The sequence below is a fragment of the Rhizobacter sp. LjRoot28 genome (genome assembly GCF_964253025.1).
Classification (GTDB): domain Bacteria; phylum Pseudomonadota; class Gammaproteobacteria; order Burkholderiales; family Burkholderiaceae_C; genus Rhizobacter.
On record NZ_CAXUQC020000001.1, the window covers coordinates 2,298,800 to 2,317,624 of the forward strand.

An 18,825-nucleotide genomic window follows, 5' to 3' on the forward strand; every position below is an offset into this window, starting at 1 on the left:
TGGTCCTCGTGGAGGTTCAGTGAAATTTGACCGAGCCGGGCACGATGCGCGCCGTCTTGAACTGCTGCATCAGGGTCTGCACCAGCGGGTCGTTGTGGATGATCTGTTCGGCCTCGGCCTGGCGCCGAAGGCGCTCCGCCGAGGCGCGCACGGCCGGGGTGTCGGTGGCAGGGCCCGGCTCGAACTCGATGCGCACCGGATGGCCGAGCAACTGGGCCAGCGCCTGCTGCACCTTGTCACGCTGGGCCGGGGCACGCAGCATCTCGCGCTCGACGCGAAGCCGCCAGACCTCGACCCCGTCCTGGGAGGCGACGTCGACGCAATGGGCCTGCATCGCCATCTCGCGGGCCAGTGCCGTGATGGACGATGCTGCGTTGAGCTTGAGCACCGCGTCGTTCCAGCGGTCGCCCAGCGGGGTGGGCGTGAAGGCGGCCGTGGCCATGGGCGCATCGGCCGGCAGCGGACGCCGGGCGGTCGGCGCCACGGCGCCTTCGACCGGCGCCGACGCCGCATCGAGTTCGTCGAGGCTGACGGCATCGCCGCCGGACAACTCACCCTCGAAGGGCTGCTCGTCGACCCAGGCCGGTGGCTCGGGCAAGCGCGGCGTGACCCGAGCCACGGGCGCCGATGCCACCGCGGCGGGGCGCACCGGTTCGCGCGGCGCAGCCGGCGGCGGGACGGTCGACATGGGGGGCGCGACACGCTCGGTGGCCGGGGCAGCCGGTGCAGCCTCCGGTGCGTTGGCCGGAGCCTGCGCAGGTGCACCCGCCGAAGCGACCGCCACCGATGGAGAAATGGTCGGACCCGATGACGCGGGCGACGTGGTGGGCACGGTCGCCGGCTGGGCCACGACGGGCGCGGACTGCGGTGTGGCGGCCCGGGGCGCCGCAGACGCGGCAGGGGGAGGCGCGGCGACCGGCGCGGTTCCCGCACCCACGGCCGTCGGCGAAGGCGCTCCGCTGGCGACCGACGCAGCCAATGAAGAGGCCGCCTCGCTGCCGTGGCGGGTCGCCGTGTTTCCGCCGGCCCCGCCGGCGGGCGCAGGCGTGGCCGAGCCCGGCGGACGGAAGGCGAGCATGCGCAACAGCACCATCACCAGGCCGCTGTATTCGTCCGGGGCGAGGTTGAGTTCGGCGCGACCGTGCAGGACGATGCTGTAGAGAAGCTGAACCTCGTCGGCCGGCAGCAGCGCGGAGAGGCGCAGCACGGTCGGCGTGTCGGGCTCGGCCGGGTCGAGTGCATCGGGCACGGCCTGCACCACCGCCATCTGCTGCAGGAGCTCGGCCATTTCCTCAAGCGTGCCCGAGGCGGACAGGCCGAGCGAGCGGAGGTCGTTGGTCGCGGCGACCACGTCGGCGCCCTGCCCTGCGGCCAGCGCCTCGACGAGGCGCACGGCATGGCTGCGGTCCACCGCCCCGAGCATCTGCCGCACGCCGGCCTCGGTGAGTGCGCCAGCGCCGAAGGCGATGGCCTGGTCGGTCAGCGAGAGGGCATCGCGCATGGAGCCGCGCGCGGCCCGGGACAGCAGGCGCAGCGCGCCCGGCTCGGCTGGAATGCCTTCGGCGGCGAGCACGGCGCCGAGGTGTTCCAGCACCGTCTGCGGTGCCATGGGGCGCAGGTTGAACTGCAGGCAGCGCGACAGCACGGTCGGCGGCACCTTCTGCGGATCGGTGGTGGCCAGCACGAACTTCAGGTATTCGGGCGGCTCCTCGAGCGTCTTGAGCATCGCGTTGAACGCGGTGTTCGAGAGCATGTGCACTTCGTCGATCATGTAGACCTTGAAGCGGCCCATCACCGGCTTGTACACCGCCTGGTCGAGCAGTTGCGAGATCTCCTCGACGCCGCGGTTCGAGGCCGCATCGAGTTCGACGTAGTCGACGAAGCGGCCGCTGTCGATGTCACGGCAGGCGTCGCATACGCCGCAGGGCTGGGCGGTGATGCCGCCCTGGCCGTCGGCACCGGTGCAGTTGAGTGCCTTGGCGAGGATGCGCGAGACGGAGGTCTTGCCCACGCCCCGCGTGCCGGTGAAGAGGTACGCATGGTGCAGTCGCTGCTGGGTGAGCGCATTGCTCAGCGCCTGCACGACGTGCTCCTGGCCCACCAGCGATTCGAAATCACGGGAGCGGTACTTGCGAGCCAGAACGAGGTAGGACATCCGGTGATTCTACGGGCGCTGTCCACCCCCACCGCCTTCGCGTGCCCGATAATCGGCGTTTGGCCAGCCCGCTGGCGTTGTCAGAGCCCGTCCATGAATTCCAAGCCCTCCTCGTCCACCTCCAGCGACACGCTCAGCTATGAACAGGCCGGCGTCAACTACGACCTGATCGACCCGCTCAAGGTCGCGGCCCAGCGGGCGGCGAAAGCGACCGGTGCACACCTGCTGGGCCACGGCTTCAGCGAAGTCGAGGCGTCGCGCGGGGAATCCGCCTATGTGGTGGACGTGGGCCCCTTCTACATCGCCTCCATCGTCGAGTGCCTGGGCTCCAAGGCGCTGGTCGCCGACGAGATGAAGGCCCTCACCGGCAAGAGCTACTACGACGGCATCGCCCAGGACACGATCGCGATGGCCATCAACGACCTGATCACCGTCGGCGCCACGCCGCTGGTGGTGCAGGCCTACTGGGCCGCGGGTGGCTCCGACTGGTTCGGCGACGCCCAGCGGGCGCAAGCCCTGGTCGACGGTTGGAAACGCGCCTGCGACACCTGCAGCGTGGCCTGGGGCGGCGGCGAGACACCGGCGCTCGCCGGCATCGTGGCCGATGGCCGCATCGACCTGGCCGCCAGCTGCACGGGCCTCATCAACCCGAAGGAACGGCTGTCCGTGGGTGACCGCCTCGCCCCGGGCGATGCCATCGTGCTGCTGGCTTCGAGCGGCATTCATGCCAACGGGCTGAGCCTGGCGCGCAAGCTCGTCGAGCGCCTGCCGCAGGGCTACCTTACCGAAGTGTCGCCCGGCCTCAGCTACGGCGAGGCGCTGCTGGCGCCCACGGTGTTGTATTCGCCGGTCACGGAGGCGCTGTACAAGGCCGGCATCGTTCCGCAGTACTGCGCCAACATCACGGGCCACGGCTGGCGCAAGCTGCTGCGCCACCCGGCCACCCACACCTACCGCATTCATGCCGTGCCCGAGGTGACGCCGGTGCTGAAGTTCATCCAGACGCACGCCAGGCAGGACGACCTTGAGGCCTACAGCACCCTCAACATGGGCGCGGGCTTCGCGCTCTTCGTGAGGGCCGAGGATGCCGAGCGCACCGTCGAGGTGGCACGGGCCCAGGGCATCGAGGCGCTTGTCGCCGGCCGCGTGGAAGCCGGCCCCAAGAAGCTGATCATCGAACCCCTCGGCATCGAATTCGGCGACGACGCCCTGCAGCTTCGCTGAGACTTTTGGGCCCGGCCCTGAAAGCGGGGCCGACTGCCCTTACAATCGTCGGTGACGGGCCTCCCCGCATGGAAGCGCGGCCAACCGGGTCAGGTCGGGAACGAAGCAGCCCCAACCGCTGTGACCAGTGCCGGGGTCAGGCTCGTCACCCTTCTTCAAGTGCCGTGATCTGCGCGCCCCCTTGCGCGCCCCCTGCGCGCTTCCGCCCATACCGGCCACAGTCACGGGTCACTCTCACGGCCTGGTGGACAGGGGTCGATTCCCAAGTTCGAGAGCCTCACCGGCCGGCCATCGCGGATCCGCGGCCGGACCTGCGTTCGTTCTGCTTGCTGGCGTGCCTCGCAGTGACACTGCTGCTTCCCGCGGACCTCGCCTTTCCCTTGCCATGACGCGTGCAGACCGACTGAAACCGCTCACCGCCTGGGCGCGACGCGTGAAGCGCGACGGGGTCACGCTCTGGTTCGCCATGCGCCATCCCGGCGTCCCATGGCATGCGAAGGCACTGGGTCTCGTGGTCGTTGCCTATGCGCTCAGCCCGATCGATCTGATCCCCGATTTCATCCCGATCCTCGGGTACCTGGACGACGTCATCCTCTTGCCCGTGTTGATCTGGCTGGCCATTGCCCTGATTCCCAAGCCGGCCCTGGCTCATTGCCGAGAGCAGGCCGATCGGTGGATGGCTGACGAAGGGCGCAAGCCGCGCAGCTTCGTCGGGGGCGTGGTGGTGTTGATCGTGTGGCTCGCCCTGGCGCTGGCGGCGGGGCAATGGATCCTGCACAAGGTGCAGGCCGGATAAGCCGGAAGGGCCTCTTCCGGAAGGTCGAGCGTCGGGTCAGGTCAGCCCAGTGCGTAGCAACGGACACCGTCTTCGCCAGGGCCGACGGCCGGCGATGGCACCACCTCGTCCAGCGCGAGGTTGCGCGGCGTCGGGCACACCGTGCTCGACTTCATCAACTGGTCGACGGTGATGCCGTCTTCATCGAACACTTCGGCCAGGTAGCGATGTTCGCCATTGAACAGCAACGCACGCGGCGCCTCGGTGGGGCCGAGCAACACCAGGTACTTCGCGAGATGGGAGCGGTTCATCAATGCCTCTGACTTCATTTCTTGAATGAGCAGATGCTAGGGATTGCCTGTCCGAAACGCACCACTACGCAGGCGCAATGTGCTGTGAGAAAACGCCGACAGTGCATGTCGGCGGGCAAAGGGCTGCTTGACTTCACGATCCCCTGGACGGTGTCGGCGCGTCGGGCTTCTGATGCTGGTAGGCCTCGTCTGCGGGTGTGCCGCGGTCGGTGTCCACCAGACCGCGCTCAAGGTCGCGGTGCGCCTGCTTCATCTTGCCTCGCGGTTCCGTGTGCTGGCTGTCGGAGGATTCGTCGCGCTCGTGCGGCATGCGCGGCGCGGACTGCGGCACGTCCGTCGGATCGTCGGTGGTCGTCTGCACGGGCCGGGTGTGGGATTGGGGCTTGTCGGCCATGGGGTCTCCAGTTCGCTGCTCTGGGGCAGCACGGCGCACCGCCCTCCCATAGACGATAGGTGCCCGGCTCCGGCCCCACCAAGCGGCGTGAATCCCGCTGGCGTGTAGGACGGCATCAGCCCACCGTCCTTCAGCCTGGAGAACCGCGCCCGACGGCGAATGCCCGTCGGGCGCAGCCTCTCGTCAGCGCATGTACTTGCCGCGCGGGCCGACGATGGTGATCTCCACGAAGGCGGAGCCATGGTGGCGCGTCGGACCATAGTGCAGCGGGAAGCCACCCATGTCGAACTTGCCGATGGACTCCATGCCGGTCAGCACGCTGGCGGGCGTCAGCGGCCGGCCCGTCGCCCCTGCCCGCTTGAGGCCCTCGATGAGCACGCGGGTGTTGAGGTAGCCGAAGAAGTGGTCGTAGTCGACCTCGATGCTGGCACCCTGCATGGCCGCGTTGAAGTCGCGGGTCAGCGGGCTGGCCAGGCGCCACGGATACGGAATGATCTGCGTGTAGGCCATGCCCCGGCCGTCGTCCCCGAGGGCGGCCACGAGGGTCTTGGCATTCGCGATGGAGAGCGCGTAGATGGGCGTGCCCACATGGTTGCGCAAGGCCTTGATGACCGGGACCGTCGAGGGACCGAACGCCATGAGCAGCACCGCCTCGGGCTTTGCTGCCGCCATCGACTGCGCCGCCGCCACCGCGTCGGCGCCGCTCATCTCCAGCGACTGCTTGGCAACGATGTTGGCCCCGAGCTCCTTGGCAACCGATTCCACCACCGGCAGCATCAGCTGACCGAAGGCATGGTTCTGGTAGATGACGCCGAGCTGGCTGCGCTGGGTGGTCAGCAGGTTGCGGATCATCTGCACCACTTCGTCGCGATAGCTGGCCATCGCCGTGAAGAAGTACGGATGGTGCTTGACGCGCAGGGAGGGCGAGCCGCCATAGGCACCGATGAGGGGCACCTTCTTCTCCGCGATGAGGGGCAGGACGGCTGCAATGTTGGCCGTGCTGGCGTAGCCGAACAGCGCGACGCACTTCTCCTCGTCGATCAGCTTGATGGTGTTCTCGACGGCCCGCTTGGGGTCGAAGGCGTCGTCCAGCATCACCAGCTTCAGCGGCTTGCCGGCGATCCCGCCCTTGCGGTTGACCTCGTCGATGGCCAGCTGCTGTCCGCGCAACGGAGCGGTCATGGTGGCCGCAAGCGGACCGCTCAGGTGCACGCTCTGCCCGATGCGGATTTCCTTGGCGTCCTGGGCCCACAAGGGCCCACAGGCCAGCGCGCCGGCAGCAGCCGCGGTGGTTCGAAGCGCCTGTCGGCGCGTCCAGTGGCAAGGCATCATGACTCTCTCCGTCTTCCCGTTGTGGTTGTGGGTTGCCGTGTCATCCACACGTAGCCAAATGAAACAGCAACGGGGCGATTCTTGAGCAGCGCACGACCGTGCACCAAGGGGATTACCCGTGACCCGCGGGCGCATCACGCCATGCAGCGTGACGCGCATCACGTCAGGTGCGTCGGCGAGATCAGAGCGGGTACGAGTTCGTACCCGCTGGCGTTCAGCTGGACTGCTTGAAGGCCATCACGGCCTGGTTGCGCAAGGTGCGCAGCAGTGACAGTTCCTTTTCGCCCAGTTCGATGCCGCCCGGCACCGACTTGTCGGCGTAGATGAGCGCGAAGGGCGCGCCCTTCATGAGCAGGGGCAGGAGCAGGAAGGCCGGCGCATTGACCGACCGGGTGTACCAGGCCGGCAGCCGGCCGGCGATGGTGCCGATCGTGGCGTCGGAGATGAGCGTGTCGGCACCCTTCAGGCAAACGGCCGTGAAGAGGTCCGGCGGTGTGCCCGCGCTGGGACGCAAGGCGACGCGGAAATGCGGTGTCACGCCCTCGACGCCCTGGCCAAGGCCGAAGCGGCCGGTCAGCGTTTCGGTGCGGGGATCCCGCAGGCAGAAGACGATGCGCTGGAAACCGAGGGCGCGCAGCATGGTCTCGAGGATCATGCGCAGCACCTCGTTGAGCTTGAAGTCCTCCACCATGGTGTTGGTGATGTCCTGGATACCGGCGGCCAGCATCGCCGCCGCGTCGGCGGCGGGCGCTTCACGCGGCGCGTCCGCACCGGTCGATTCATCGGCCGGTCGGGTGGCATGCAGCTCGTGCGCCGTGAGACTGTCGGCTGGCGCCGCCGCACCGGTGCCATTGCCCGGCGGAGCGAGCAGCCGCCGCATGGGAGAGCCGGGCTGCACCTGCAGGCCCATGGCCCTCGCCAGTTCCGCCACCCGCTGCTGGGCGAGCACGGCCGCCGCCTGCATGTCGCGGCTGCTGACGCCCAGGACGCGGGCGTAGCGGTCAGCGACGCGCGCGATCGCCTGGCTGGTCTGGCCCGGTTCGGCCTGCAGGAGCACGTCGGTCACTTCGTTGGCGACAAAGGCCACCCAGCGCAGCTGATCGGCCGCCTTGCCCGGCACCTGGGAGGGCACCTCGGTAGGAGGGCGGCGCATGCAGCGTTGCAGGCCCTCGGGCAGGCCCCACGCCTTGGCCACGCCGAGGCCCAATTCCTCGAAGCTCAGGCCGAGGATCCGGAAGGAGGCAGCGGCCTCGCTCTCGATGCTGCGCCCCGAGCCATCGGGCGCCCGGAGGTTGCGAACGGCACGCGCTTCCTCGGGGAAGTAGAACTCGGTGAGCAGGCGTCCGAGGTTCTGGAACATCGCGCCGATGAAGGCTTCCTCGCCGTCACGCGCCGTGGCGCGCAGCTCGCTCGCCAGCGAGCCGGCCATGAGCGAACGCAGGAACTCCTCCTTGAGCAGGTTCGCATGGGCCTTGTCATGCATGTGCTCGAGCAGCACCAGGCTCAGCGCCATGTTGCGGATGCCCGCGAAACCGATCAGTGCCACCGCGCGCGACACCGTGCTGATGCTGCCCCCACCCGCCTGGCTGTAGTGGGCGGTGTTCACCAGCCGCAGCAGCTTGTTGGTCAGCGCCACGTCCTTGAGGATCTCGCCCGACAGGCTGGCGATGCTCTCGTTCTCGGAGTTGGCCACCCGCTGGATGCGCCCGACGGAGTCGGACAGCGCGGGGAAGTCGGTCTTGTGGCGCATGCGCCGGAGCAGGAAGTCGAGCGTGGCGCTGCTGGCCGCCACCGGCGCATCCACGCCTTGGGCCATCACCGCCTTCGGATGAAGCCATTGCTGCAGCGCGTCGCGCAGCTCCTGCGCGCTCGGATGGCGGCGCGAGGGGTCGCGGGCGATGGCCCGCTGGACGATGGCCCGCAAGGCATCGTCGGCCTCCAGCGGCATGCCGTCGGGCAGCGGCAGGTCCTCGTGGGTGACGCGGTACAGGGCGCGGATGGGGTCCCGCTCGGCAATGACCGGGCGTCCGGCCAACAGTTCGGCCAGCACGAGGCCGGCGGAAAACACATCCATGGCGGCCGAGGGCCGCACGCCCTGGGTCGCCTCGGGTGACAGGTAGCCCGGCGTGCCGACGACCTGCTGATGGGCGGCATCGGTGGCGCGCGCCGCGATGCCGAAGTCCATCACGCGTGCGCGCCCCTGGCCGTCGAGCAGGATGTTCGAGGGCTTCAGGTCGCGGTGGATCACCCCGGCGGCGTGGGCCGACTCCAGTGCGTCCAGCACGGGAATCATCAGTTGCACGGCATCGCGGGGTGCCATGGCGCCCTTTGCCCGCAGGTACTCGGCCAAGGTGCGCCCGGCCACGTACTCGAAGACCAGGTAGGCCTGCTGGCCGTGCATGTCGGCCTCGAACAAGGGCACGATGTGCGGATGGTTCAGGCGGCTGACGCTGCGGGCTTCCTGCAGCCAGGCGCCAGCGGTGGCAGCCGTGGCGCCCATGTGCATCAGCTTGACGGCGACCTCGCGCTCCAGTCGGGGGTCGAAGGCCAGCCACACCGACGCCTGCGCGCCCCGGCCCAGCTGGCGGCGCAGTTCGAAGCGGCCGAGACGGGTCGGCGGTGCGGCGAGCGCGGTCATGGTCGTGGGTGGGTCAGAGAACGTTGCGCGCAACGTCGACGCGAGGCGCCGCGGGTGTCGCCACCGTTGCGGCAACGGCGTCGGTCGGCCGCGGCGGTATCGCCACGCCCTTCATGGCCGCCCGCCCCGCCTGCAGGGCCTCGCCGATGTCGCGAGCACTCAGCTCGATGCCGCGCGCGTAGCGCTGGGCCAGCGCGGTGAGCGCGGCGCCGACCTTGGTGGACGGCAAGGTGGTCACGGCATCGACCACCTCGTTGGCCAGGCTCGCCACCATGCGCAGCACGTCGCCGTCGCCGTCAGCGGCCCGCACCGGACGCTGAGTCGTCAGGCGGCGCACCATGTGCAGCACGTCGTCGGTCAGGCCCCAGTGGCGCGCCACGGCAGCGCCGAGCGACTCGCTGTCGATGCCGAGGACGGCGAAGGACGCCGCCTCTTCCGTCATGCCGGGCTCATCGGGCTCACCGACCGCCACGGGCGGCAAGGTGTGCATCAGGTCGCGGATCTGTTGCGCCTCGTCGGGGAAGTGGTATTGCACCAGCAAGCGGCCCAGGTTCTGCAGCAAGGTGACCAGGTACACCACTTCCGGATCATAGCCAGCGGGCCGCAGGGCCTGGGCGGTGTGGCCGGCCAGGCGAACGCGGTCCATCAGGGTGGCCAGCGCCTCGGCATGGGGCTCGGACAAGGGTCCGGGCCAGGGCCGCAGGCTCGATGCCGCCTGCCTCAGGCCCTTCACGCCCACGAGCGCAATGGCACGCCGCAGCGTGAGCACCGGCGCGCTGCCGGAGGCTTGCGTCCCTTGCACCTGGGCGGAGTTGACGTGGCGCAGAAGCTCGAAGCTCAGGGCCATGTCCTGCAGCACCTGCTCGGCCATTTCGTCCGTGCGCTGGCCCTCGGCCATCGCAAGCCGAGCAACACGCGCACCGACCCCGGGCCGGGCGGGCAGGTGCCCGACGGTGTGCAGGCGGTCGAGCAGCAGGGCGAGCGGCCCGCCCGCGTCCTGCGCGGCGGCATCGCGCCAACCGTGCAGCGCCCTCAGCAGCGTGCGGGCGTTGTGGTAGCGGTGGCGCTCCTGGCGGTCCGTCGTGCGGTTGGCGATGGCACGCAGGCCCTCCGCCACCGGCTGCGGCGTGGTCCAGGGCAGGCGGATGATGTCGCGGCCAAGCGGCGGCAGGCGGTCGATCACCTTGGAGGTGTCCGGCTCGTCGAGCGCGGGTGCCCCCGCCAGCAGGTGGTGCATCAGCAGGCCGGCCGTGAGCACGTCGCGTTGGGCGGCCGTGCGGCTGACCCGCAGGCTCGGGGCTTCAGCGGCGGCGCGGGTGCGCGCCGCACCGTCGGAATAGGTCAGGCCGCTCGCGGCGAGGCCCATCACCCGCACGATGCCTTGGTCGCTCACCAGCACCTGGTGGACTTGAAGGTCGCCATGGGCAACGGCTGCCTGGTGGGCGAAGGCGAGGCCCTCGAGCATCTGCAGCGTCCAGTCGACGGCATCGGCGGTGGGCGTCGCGCGCTGGGTCTCCAGGCGCTCGCCGAGGGTCAGGCCGAGCGCCCGATCGACGCTCACATACGGCCAGCCGTCGTGCACGCCGATCTCGATCACATGGGCGAGGTTCGGGTGGTTCAGGCGGGAGCCCTGCTCCACGTCGTTCTTCCAGGTGTGGAGGGCTGTCTCGTCAGCGGGCTGCACGCGAGGCATGGTCAGCATGACCTCCTGGCCCGACCGGGGGTCGAGCGCGAGCCAGCTCATGCTGCGGGCACTCTTGCCCAACAACCGTCGGAGCTCGAAGCGGCCGAACACCCGCGTGGCGGCTGGCTTGGCGACAGGGATTTCGGTGGCGGACATCGGGCGCGACGTGGCGGTGGGCGGAGGCGGTGGCAGTTCTAGCGTATTGGAACCCGGCGCCTGATTCGCGATGCGCGGATGTGGCGCCGGAATCCGTGCCTAATCCCCGTTCTCGCGCGGTTTCGGCAAAGACCTCACGCGTCGCAGCCCGCTTGCCTGCCGCGCTTCGGGCGGGCGCTATGGCGGCCATAGGAAGAACGGCTGAGGCGCCCCGACGTATCCCCGGGGGTTTGTGTCAAAATTGCCCAACCATTCCACTTGGCCTCTGCCAAGTGGCCCATGCCTCCAGGACACGACCATGAGCAGCGAACTGATCAAACACACCACGGACGCTTCCTTTGAAAGCGACGTGCTCAAAGCCGGCCAGCCTGTGCTGGTGGACTACTGGGCCGAGTGGTGCGGCCCGTGCAAGATGATTGCTCCCATCCTCGACGAAGTGTCGAAGGACTACGACGGGCGCCTCAAGATCGCCAAGATGAACGTCGACGAGAACCGTGATGTGCCGGCCAAGTTCGGCATCCGCGGCATCCCGACGCTCATGCTGTTCAAGGACGGCCAGCTGGCCGCCACCAAGGTTGGCGCATTGTCGAAGGCCCAGTTGACCGCCTTCATCGACACTCATCTATAATCGCGCCAACCGCAATGGATGCGGCGTCCGCTGACACCGGCGCACGTCGCTCCACTGCCTGAAGATTTGCCACCCTGCCCGCTTCGGCGGCGCCAGGGTTCGGCCCCCCTCCCCAGCTTGTTTGTTCGTCCGGGCGTGCCCGGAAAATCCCGCAGTGCACACCGGTTCGTTCGGTATCACGCAAGCCGCCATCGGCCGGAACGCCGGCGCCGGTGGCCGTCATTGCAGTGCTGTCCAGCACAACGCGCCAGCCCGACTGGCTTCACCCCAGGGTCCCCACCCATGCATCTGTCAGAACTGAAAGCCCTCCACGTCTCCGAGCTCATCAAGATGGGCGAGGAACTGGAAATCGACGCCGTCACGCGAATGCGCAAGCAGGAGCTGATGTTCGCGATCATGAAGAAACGCGCCAAGGCGGGCGAGCAGGTGTTCGGCGACGGCGTGCTGGAAGTGCTGCCCGACGGTTTCGGCTTCCTGCGGGCCCCTGACGCGAGCTACATGGCTTCGACCGACGACATCTACCTGTCGCCGAGTCAGATCCGCCGCTTCAACCTGCACACCGGCGACGCCATTGAAGGCGAAGTCCGGGTCCCCAAGGACGGTGAACGCTACTTCGCCCTCGTGAAGGTCGACCGGGTGAACGGCCTCACGCCCGAGGAGAGCAAGCACAAGATCATGTTCGAGAACCTGACCCCGCTGTTCCCCAAGGAACAGTTCAGGCTCGAGCGCGACATCAAGGCCGAGGAGAACATCACCGGCCGCATCATCGACCTGATCGCACCGCTCGGCAAAGGCCAGCGCGCGCTGCTCGTCGCCCCGCCCAAGAGCGGCAAGACGGTGATGATGCAGAACCTCGCACACGCCCTCACGGCGAACTACCCCGACGTCTACCTCATCGTGCTGCTCGTCGACGAGCGCCCCGAGGAAGTGACCGAAATGCAGCGCACGGTGCGCGGCGAGGTCATCAGCTCCACCTTCGACGAACCCGCCGCACGCCACGTGCAGGTGGCCGAGATGGTGATCGAACGCGCCAAGCGCCTGGTCGAGATGAAGAAGGACGTGATCATCCTTCTGGACTCGATCACCCGCCTGGCCCGCGCCTACAACAACGTGCTGCCGTCATCAGGCAAGGTGCTGACCGGCGGCGTTGACTCCAACGCCCTGCAGCGCCCCAAGCGCTTCTTCGGTGCGGCGCGCAACATCGAGGAAGGCGGCTCGCTGACCATCATCGGCACCGCCCTCGTCGACACCGGCAGCCGCATGGACGAAGTGATCTACGAGGAGTTCAAGGGCACCGGCAACTGCGAGATCCACCTCGACCGCCGCATGGCCGAGAAGCGGGTCTACCCGTCGATCCTGCTGAACAAGTCGGGCACGCGCCGCGAGGAGTTGCTGCTCAAGCCGGAGATCCTCCAGAAGACCTGGATCCTGCGCAAGCTGCTGTACTCGATGGACGAGATCGAGGCGATGGAGTTCATCCTCGACAAGATGAAGTCGACGAAGACCAACCTGGACTTCTTCGACATGATGCGTCGCGGCGGCTGAGCCCCGACTGCATCACGGGCGAGCGCTCAAATTGCGGCGCGCGCCCTTCCGCGCAGGCTATAATCTGCGGTTTCCCGCATTCTGGAAAGTGCGCCGAAGGGTTCGGTGTGGCTTCCGGGTTCAACAGCGAAAAGGTTCTCCCATGAAAGAAGGCATTCACCCCAACTACCGCGACGTCTGCTTCGTGGACCTGTCGAACGGTTTCAAGTTCGTGACGCGCTCGTGCGCGCAGACGAAGGAAATGACCAAGCTCGACGATGGCCGTGAAGTGCCGCTCTTCAAGCTGGAAACCACGAGCGAATCGCATCCGTTCTACACCGGCACCCAGAAGAGCGTCGACTCCCTGGGCGGCCGCGTCGAGAAGTTCCGCAACAAGTTCGCGCACCTGAAGAAGTAATCTCTTTGGTTGCACGAAGCGGCCTGGGCCGCTTGCGGCTTCATCGCATCGGAAAAGGCAGCCTCGGCTGCCTTTTTTGTTGCCCTGCCGTCGGCCCCTTGTCCCTGTCCGCCTCCACGCCCCGACACGGACAAGCCCGTGCAGCCGGACCTTAGGGCATGATCACGAATTTGCGCCACCGCGACCCTTGAACTCCCCGAACCCTGCCCTGGTCACCGAACGTGCTGCGCAGCGCCTGCCGCGCGTGGCGCTGCTGCTGCTGAGCGCGGCGTACCTGCTGCCCGGCCTCTTCGGCCGCGATCCCTGGAAGAACGCGGACATCACGGCCTTCGGCTTCATGATGGACATCGCCCGAGGCCAGGGCCACTGGCTCGCGCCGACCGTTGGCGGTCTTCCCGCCGATGGCGCCGTCCTGCCCTACTGGCTCGGCGCCGCCTTCATCCACCTGCTGGGTCCCTGGGTCGGCGCGCCGCTGGCCGCCCGCATCCCGTTCGCCATCCTGCTGGGCCTGGTGATGATGCTGACCTGGTACAGCACCTTCCACCTTGCCCGAACCGAAGCCGCCCAGCCGCTGGCATTCGCGTTCGGCGGCGAGGCCAAGCCGATCGACTATGCCCGGGCCGTGGCCGATGGGGCCCTGCTGGCGCTGATCGCCTCGCTCGGACTGCTGCAGCTGGGCCACGAGACCACGCCCGAGCTCGGGCAGCTCTTTGGCGCGGCGCTCTTTCTCTACGCGCTCGCCGCCCGCCCGTACCGCGGCTGGCAGTCACAGGTCGCACTGATGGCCTCCCTCCCCATCATGGCGGCCAGCGGCGCACCGAGCATTGCCATCGCGCTAGGGCTCGGCGGGCTGCTGGTGTGCCGGCAATCGAGCTACGAGCCGGTGCGCCGCCTGATGCTGTGGATCGCGGCCGCGCTGGTGCTGGCGGCGGTGGCCGCAACCGTATTCGGCGCCTGGGGATGGCGCCTGCGCGGGTACGAGCGCATCGGCTCCATCGGTTCGCTGCTGCGCCAGCTGCTCTGGTTCCTGTGGCCCGCCTGGCCGCTGGCCCTCTGGACGCTGTGGCGTTGGCGCAAGCACCTGATGCACCGGCACATCTCCGTGCCCTTGTGCGGCGCGCTCGTGGCGTTGCTCGCCTGCGTGGCGATGGGCGGGTCGGACCGCGCCCTGATGCTCGCCCTGCCCTCGCTCGCGGTCCTGGCGGCGTTCATCCTCCCGACGCTGCAGCGAAGCACCGCTGCGGCCATCGACTGGTTCTCGGTGTTCTTCTTCACCATTTGCGCGCTCTTCGTCTGGGTGATGTACGTGGCGATGCAGACCGGTTGGCCGGCCAAGCCGGCCGCGAACGTGGCCAAGCTGGCGGTGGGCTTCGTGCCTCAGTTCTCCGGTTTCGAACTGGTGCTGGGCCTGCTCGCATCGGCCGCCTGGCTGTGGCTCGTGATGTGGCGCACCGGCCGCAACCGGCATCCGCTGTGGAAGAGCCTGGCGCTTCCGGCGGGGGGTGTCGCGCTGTGCTGGCTGCTGGCGATGACGCTGTGGCTGCCCGTGCTCGACTACGCGCGAAGCTACCGGCCGCTGGTGAACCGTGTCGCGCAGCACGTGCCCGAGGGCCATTGCCTCGCGGCGCCCGGCATGAACGTGGGCCTGGCCGCCGCGTTCGAGTACTTCGGCCGGTACGCGGTGGATGCGGTCGGCGACGAGCAGGCGTCCGACTGCGACATCCTCGTGCTGACCGAGACGCGGGACCGTCCGATCGAGGTCAGCTCGGGCTGGACCCTGGTGGCTCGCGAGGCGCGGCCGACCGACAACGACACCATCGTCGCCGTCTACCGCCGCACCCGCCTCGGGCAGCGCTGAGCGCTGAAGTTCACTCGGCGGGCCGCATGGACCCTGCCCGCGTCAGGCGGCTGAACGCTCGGGCGCGTTGATCTGCGGGGTGCCCGGGTCGCTTCGCCCAGCCCGGACCCGGGCCGGCGGCAGGATCAGGATGAAGCGCGACCCCTTGCCGACCTCGCTGCGAACCTCGAGTTCGCCGCCATGCCGCTGCACCACGTGCTTGACGATCGACAGGCCGAGGCCGGTACCGCCCGTATCGCGCGACCGGCTGCCATCGACCCGATAGAAGCGCTCCGTGAGACGGGGGATGTGCTCGCGGTCGATGCCGATGCCGGTGTCGGCCACCGCCACCTCGCCTGACCCGTCCTCCCGCACCCGCCAGCTCACGGTGATGGCCCCGCCCTCGGGCGTGTAGCGAACGGCGTTGTTGACAACGTTGGTGATGGCGCTGAGGAACTCGGCCTCGTTGCCCGCCACCTGAGCGGGGCACTGCTCGGGGAACTTGAACTGGTGCCGGCCCATGGACAGGCCGGCCGCGTCGGCCTGCGCCTGGGCAAAGAGCTTGGCCAGCGGCACCCAGCGGTCGCTGGCGGGCCGGGGGCTGCCTTCGAGCTGGGCGAGCGTGAGCAGGTCGGCAACCAGCGTCTGCATGCGCTGGGTCTGCTGGCCCATCAGGGTGAGCACGCGCCGGCGCTCGGGCTCGGTGAGCGGCAGGTTGCCCATGGTCTCGATGAAGCCGGCAAGCACCGTGAGCGGCGTGCGGATTTCGTGGGAGACGTTGGCGACGAAGTCCCGCCGCATGGCATCGGCCCGCTCGCGCTGGGTGATGTCGTGGGAGATCACGAGGCGCAAGCCCTCGCCGTAGGTGCGGATGACGATCGACAGGGTGCCCCGGCCGTGGAGATCGGGCATCACGACCGGTTCTTGGGTGCGCTCGAGCTGCAAGGCGGCAACGAAACCGGGCGAGCGCACGAGGTTGGTGACGGGCTGCTGGCGGTCGCGCTTGGGATCCAGCCCGAAGTGGTCGGCGGCCACCGAGTTGCACCAGGTGATCTGGTCGCGTTCGTCGAGCAGCAGGATGCCGTTCGGCGAGGCCTCCATGGCCGAGATGAACTGCTCGAGGCGCAGGCGTTCCTGTTCCGCGCCGCGTTCACGGTTGCGGATGGACCGCTCGACGCGGTAGCCGATCTCGCCCCAGAAGCCGGTATCGCGCGGTGCCGCACCCTCCTGCGAACCGGCCAGCCAGTGGATGAGTCGGTAGCCCCGTACGGTGTCCAGCAAGGCGATGATGCCCACGCCGATCGCTCCGCCGATCAGGGCGCCCAGCAGGGAGGCGCGGATGGGACCACCGGTCCAGTAGCCCAGCAGCCCGCCGGCGGCCATCGCGAGAACACTCGCCAGGAAACGCGGAAACAGCCAGGTCATCGGGACACTCGGAGGTCGACGCTCAGGCCGACAGCGACTGCACTTGGTGCGTGAGGCGGTAACCCGCGCCGCGCACCGTCTCGATCATGTGCGAACAGCTCACCGGGGACAACGCCTCGCGCAGGCGTTTCACGTGCACGTCGACCGTGCGTTCCTCGATGAACACGTGGTCGCCCCAGACGCGGTCGAGCAGCTGCGAGCGGCTGTGCACCCGCTCGGGATGCGTCATGAAGAAATGCAGCAGGCGGAACTCGGTCGGGCCGAGGCGCACTTCCTGCAGTTCGCGCGACACCCGCCGGGTGGCCGGGTCGAGCTTGAGCGGGCCCACTTCCACGGCCGAATCGAGCGCCTCGGGCGCCTTGCGGCGAAGGACGGCGCGAATGCGCGCCATCAGTTCGTGCGTCGAGAACGGCTTGGTGAGGTAGTCATCGGCCCCGGCGTCGAGGCCGGAAATCTTGTCGGACTCTTCCGCGCGGGCGGTGAGCATGATGATCGGCAGTTCGCGCGTGCGCGGAGCGGCACGCCAGCGCTTGGCCAGGGACAGCCCGCTCTGGCCGGGCAGCATCCAGTCCAGCACGATGAGGTCCGGCAGCACCCGATCGACCTGGGCGATGGCCTCGTCTGCGGTGGCTGCGACCACCACGTCGTACCCGGCATGGCGGAGGTTGATGGACATCAGTTCGGCGATCGCCGACTCGTCCTCGACCACCAGGACTTGACTCATGGGTTCCTCCTCAGATGTTGTTCACTTCACCATCGACTCGACGGCTGCGACGGTGTTGTGGCGAACGTCCGTGCCCTTGACGATGTAGATGATGACTTCGGCGAGGTTCTTGGCGTGGTCGCCGACGCGCTCGATCGCCTTGGCGACGAATACCAGGTCGATGCTCGACGAGATGGTGCGCGGGTCTTCCATCATGTAGGTGATGAGCTTGCGCAGCAGTCCGTCGAACTCCTGGTCGATCTGGTCGTCCTGCTTGAGGACCTCGATGGCCTTCTGGGTATCGAGCCGCGCGAAGGCGTCCAGCGACTTGCGCAGTTGCGCGATCGCGAGCTCCGACTCATGGGCCAGGTCGTTGACAGGCAGGCGCAGGCGGCTCGACACGCCGGTGTTGATGAGGCGCTGCACCGTGCGGGCGATGCGTGCCGCCTCGTCGCCCACGCGCTCGAGGTTGGCAATGGTCTTCGAGATGGCGATCAGCAGCCGCAGGTCGCGGGCCGTCGGCTGGCGGCGGGCGATGATGGTCGACAGATCACGGTCGATCTCCATTTCCATGGAGTTGACGCGTTCCTCGTTGCGCAGGACTTCGCTGGCGATGTCGCCGCTGAAGTGGGTCAGCGCATAGACGGCCTGGGCCACCTGGGACTCGACCAGGCCGCCCATCTCGAGCACGCGGGTGGAAATGCCGCTCAGCTCGCTGTCGAACTGGGTGGAAAGGTGTTTGTCGCTCATGTCGATTCCTCGTGTCTGTGCTGATCCGTTGCGCGCGGGGCGAAGCCCGTCCGTGGTGGCGTGGTCAGCCGAAGCGCCCGGTGATGTAGTCCTCGGTGTCCTTCTTCTTGGGCTTCATGAAGAGTTCGGACGTCGGTCCGAACTCGATCAGGTCGCCGAGGTACATGTAGGCGGTGTAATCGGAGCAGCGTGCGGCCTGCTGCATGTTGTGGGTGACGATGACGACGGTGTAGTCGTCCTTGAGCTCGTGGATGAGCTCCTCGATCTTGCCCGTGGAAATCGGGTCGAGCGCGGAGCACGGCTCGTCGAGCAGCAGGACTTCGGGCTTGATGGCGATGCCGCGGGCGATGCACAGCCGCTGCTGCTGTCCGCCGGAGAGGCCCGAGCCGCTCTGGTTGAGCTTGTCCTTGACCTCGTTCCAGAGGGCGGCCTTCTTGAGGGCCCACTCCACCCGCTCGTCCATCTCGACACGGGGCAGCGTCTCGAACAGGCGCACGCCGAAGGCGATGTTGTCGTAGATCGACATCGGGAACGGCGTGGGCTTCTGGAACACCATGCCGATCTTGGCGCGGATGAGGGAGACGTCCTGCCGCGACTTCAGGATGTTCTCGCCGTCGATCGTGATCGACCCTTCGGCGCGCTGCTCGGGGTACAGCTCGAACATGCGGTTGAAGGTGCGCAGGAGCGTGGACTTGCCGCAGCCCGATGGCCCGATGAAGGCGGTGACCTTCTTCTCGGGAATGTCGAGGTTGATGTGCTTCAGCGCGTGGAAAGCGCCGTAGTAGAAATTGAGATCGCGCACCGACAGCTTCGGGCGGTCGGTCACGGCGGGAAGGTCGACTTTGGTGTCCATGGTGTACGCCCCGGGGAA

16 protein-coding genes and 1 other RNA gene are annotated in these 18,825 nt (G+C 68.2%); 7 read left to right on the forward strand and 10 right to left on the reverse strand.

Annotated elements, in window-relative coordinates; all coding sequences use genetic code 11:
* Window positions 1-16: 16 nt before the first annotated feature.
* On the reverse strand, window positions 17-2,155 hold the full coding sequence (dnaX, locus tag ACSQ2F_RS10595; protein WP_436022513.1) for a DNA polymerase III subunit gamma/tau: 2,139 nt from the start codon (window positions 2,153-2,155) through the stop codon (window positions 17-19).
* 93 nt (window positions 2,156-2,248) lie between these two features.
* Between dnaX and ACSQ2F_RS10600 the strand changes: the two genes are divergently transcribed.
* From ACSQ2F_RS10600 to ACSQ2F_RS10610, 3 genes are all read left to right on the forward strand, one after another.
* Entirely contained in the window at window positions 2,249-3,379 is a 1,131-nt protein-coding gene (locus ACSQ2F_RS10600) for an AIR synthase-related protein (RefSeq protein WP_436022515.1), read from the forward strand.
* Window positions 3,380-3,432: 53 nt separating this feature from the next.
* Window positions 3,433-3,529: signal recognition particle sRNA small type (gene ffs, locus ACSQ2F_RS10605), an RNA gene on the forward strand.
* 235 nt (window positions 3,530-3,764) lie between these two features.
* On the forward strand, window positions 3,765-4,175 hold the full coding sequence (locus tag ACSQ2F_RS10610) for a YkvA family protein (protein ID WP_436022517.1): 411 nt from the start codon (window positions 3,765-3,767) through the stop codon (window positions 4,173-4,175).
* Between the two features lie 41 nt (window positions 4,176-4,216).
* Here ACSQ2F_RS10610 and ACSQ2F_RS10615 read toward each other — a convergent pair whose 3' ends face one another.
* From ACSQ2F_RS10615 to ACSQ2F_RS10635, 5 genes are all read right to left on the reverse strand, one after another.
* Window positions 4,217-4,465, reverse strand: a complete 249-nt coding sequence (locus ACSQ2F_RS10615; protein ID WP_436022519.1) for a hypothetical protein — start codon at window positions 4,463-4,465, stop codon at window positions 4,217-4,219.
* A 133-nt stretch (window positions 4,466-4,598) separates the two neighbouring features.
* A complete protein-coding gene (locus ACSQ2F_RS10620; RefSeq protein WP_436022521.1) occupies window positions 4,599-4,859 on the reverse strand; it encodes a hypothetical protein in 261 nt (86 codons plus the stop codon).
* A gap of 183 nt (window positions 4,860-5,042) precedes the next feature.
* Entirely contained in the window at window positions 5,043-6,191 is a 1,149-nt protein-coding gene (locus ACSQ2F_RS10625) for an ABC transporter substrate-binding protein (protein WP_436022523.1), read from the reverse strand.
* Window positions 6,192-6,405: 214 nt separating this feature from the next.
* The gene (locus ACSQ2F_RS10630; RefSeq protein ID WP_436022525.1) at window positions 6,406-8,829 is read right to left on the reverse strand and encodes a protein kinase domain-containing protein; all 2,424 of its coding nucleotides are present in this window, start codon (window positions 8,827-8,829) and stop codon (window positions 6,406-6,408) included.
* Window positions 8,830-8,842: 13 nt separating this feature from the next.
* Window positions 8,843-10,669, reverse strand: coding sequence for an HDOD domain-containing protein (locus ACSQ2F_RS10635; RefSeq protein WP_436022527.1), 1,827 nt, complete (start codon window positions 10,667-10,669; stop codon window positions 8,843-8,845).
* Window positions 10,670-10,967: 298 nt separating this feature from the next.
* Between ACSQ2F_RS10635 and trxA the strand changes: the two genes are divergently transcribed.
* The 4 genes from trxA (at window position 10,968) to ACSQ2F_RS10655 (ending at window position 15,097) form a co-directional block, all read left to right on the forward strand.
* Complete coding sequence (trxA, locus tag ACSQ2F_RS10640) at window positions 10,968-11,297, forward strand: thioredoxin TrxA (RefSeq protein WP_436022529.1); 330 nt, start codon at window positions 10,968-10,970, stop codon at window positions 11,295-11,297.
* 282 nt (window positions 11,298-11,579) lie between these two features.
* Window positions 11,580-12,842 (forward strand): transcription termination factor Rho, encoded by a 1,263-nt coding sequence (gene rho, locus ACSQ2F_RS10645; RefSeq protein ID WP_436022531.1) that lies wholly within the window; start codon window positions 11,580-11,582, stop codon window positions 12,840-12,842.
* 142 nt (window positions 12,843-12,984) lie between these two features.
* A complete protein-coding gene (locus ACSQ2F_RS10650) occupies window positions 12,985-13,239 on the forward strand; it encodes a type B 50S ribosomal protein L31 (protein ID WP_436022533.1) in 255 nt (84 codons plus the stop codon).
* 187 nt (window positions 13,240-13,426) lie between these two features.
* Window positions 13,427-15,097 carry a hypothetical protein gene (locus ACSQ2F_RS10655; RefSeq protein ID WP_436022535.1) on the forward strand — a complete coding sequence of 557 codons (1,671 nt, stop codon included), beginning with the start codon at window positions 13,427-13,429 and terminating at the stop codon, window positions 15,095-15,097.
* 42 nt (window positions 15,098-15,139) lie between these two features.
* On the opposite strand, the gene phoR is transcribed toward ACSQ2F_RS10655, so the two are convergent.
* From phoR to pstB, 4 genes are all read right to left on the reverse strand, one after another.
* Window positions 15,140-16,501 (reverse strand): phosphate regulon sensor histidine kinase PhoR, encoded by a 1,362-nt coding sequence (gene phoR / locus ACSQ2F_RS10660; RefSeq protein ID WP_436022537.1) that lies wholly within the window; start codon window positions 16,499-16,501, stop codon window positions 15,140-15,142.
* A gap of 22 nt (window positions 16,502-16,523) precedes the next feature.
* Window positions 16,524-17,225 carry a phosphate regulon transcriptional regulator PhoB gene (phoB, locus tag ACSQ2F_RS10665; RefSeq protein WP_436022538.1) on the reverse strand — a complete coding sequence of 234 codons (702 nt, stop codon included), beginning with the start codon at window positions 17,223-17,225 and terminating at the stop codon, window positions 16,524-16,526.
* 21 nt (window positions 17,226-17,246) lie between these two features.
* Window positions 17,247-17,954, reverse strand: coding sequence for a phosphate signaling complex protein PhoU (gene phoU, locus ACSQ2F_RS10670; RefSeq protein WP_436022539.1), 708 nt, complete (start codon window positions 17,952-17,954; stop codon window positions 17,247-17,249).
* A gap of 64 nt (window positions 17,955-18,018) precedes the next feature.
* Window positions 18,019-18,807: a phosphate ABC transporter ATP-binding protein PstB gene (gene pstB, locus ACSQ2F_RS10675; RefSeq protein ID WP_436022541.1), complete on the reverse strand. Its 789-nt coding sequence runs from the start codon at window positions 18,805-18,807 to the stop codon at window positions 18,019-18,021.
* Window positions 18,808-18,825 lie beyond the last annotated feature (18 nt).

Bases quoted from the DNA above. Each gene is read 5' to 3' on its own strand.
- dnaX (WP_436022513.1), bottom strand. From the start codon at position 2,155: ATGTCCTACCTCGTTCTGGCTCGCAAGTACCGCTCCCGTGATTTCGAA.
- ACSQ2F_RS10600 (WP_436022515.1), top strand. From the start codon at position 2,249: ATGAATTCCAAGCCCTCCTCGTCCACCTCCAGCGACACGCTCAGCTAT.
- ACSQ2F_RS10610 (WP_436022517.1), top strand. From the start codon at position 3,765: ATGACGCGTGCAGACCGACTGAAACCGCTCACCGCCTGGGCGCGACGC.
- ACSQ2F_RS10615 (WP_436022519.1), bottom strand. From the start codon at position 4,465: ATGAACCGCTCCCATCTCGCGAAGTACCTGGTGTTGCTCGGCCCCACC.
- ACSQ2F_RS10620 (WP_436022521.1), bottom strand. From the start codon at position 4,859: ATGGCCGACAAGCCCCAATCCCACACCCGGCCCGTGCAGACGACCACC.
- ACSQ2F_RS10625 (WP_436022523.1), bottom strand. From the start codon at position 6,191: ATGATGCCTTGCCACTGGACGCGCCGACAGGCGCTTCGAACCACCGCG.
- ACSQ2F_RS10630 (WP_436022525.1), bottom strand. From the start codon at position 8,829: ATGACCGCGCTCGCCGCACCGCCGACCCGTCTCGGCCGCTTCGAACTG.
- ACSQ2F_RS10635 (WP_436022527.1), bottom strand. From the start codon at position 10,669: ATGTCCGCCACCGAAATCCCTGTCGCCAAGCCAGCCGCCACGCGGGTG.
- trxA (WP_436022529.1), top strand. From the start codon at position 10,968: ATGAGCAGCGAACTGATCAAACACACCACGGACGCTTCCTTTGAAAGC.
- rho (WP_436022531.1), top strand. From the start codon at position 11,580: ATGCATCTGTCAGAACTGAAAGCCCTCCACGTCTCCGAGCTCATCAAG.
- ACSQ2F_RS10650 (WP_436022533.1), top strand. From the start codon at position 12,985: ATGAAAGAAGGCATTCACCCCAACTACCGCGACGTCTGCTTCGTGGAC.
- phoR (WP_436022537.1), bottom strand. From the start codon at position 16,501: ATGACCTGGCTGTTTCCGCGTTTCCTGGCGAGTGTTCTCGCGATGGCC.
- phoB (WP_436022538.1), bottom strand. From the start codon at position 17,225: ATGAGTCAAGTCCTGGTGGTCGAGGACGAGTCGGCGATCGCCGAACTG.
- phoU (WP_436022539.1), bottom strand. From the start codon at position 17,954: ATGAGCGACAAACACCTTTCCACCCAGTTCGACAGCGAGCTGAGCGGC.
- pstB (WP_436022541.1), bottom strand. From the start codon at position 18,807: ATGGACACCAAAGTCGACCTTCCCGCCGTGACCGACCGCCCGAAGCTG.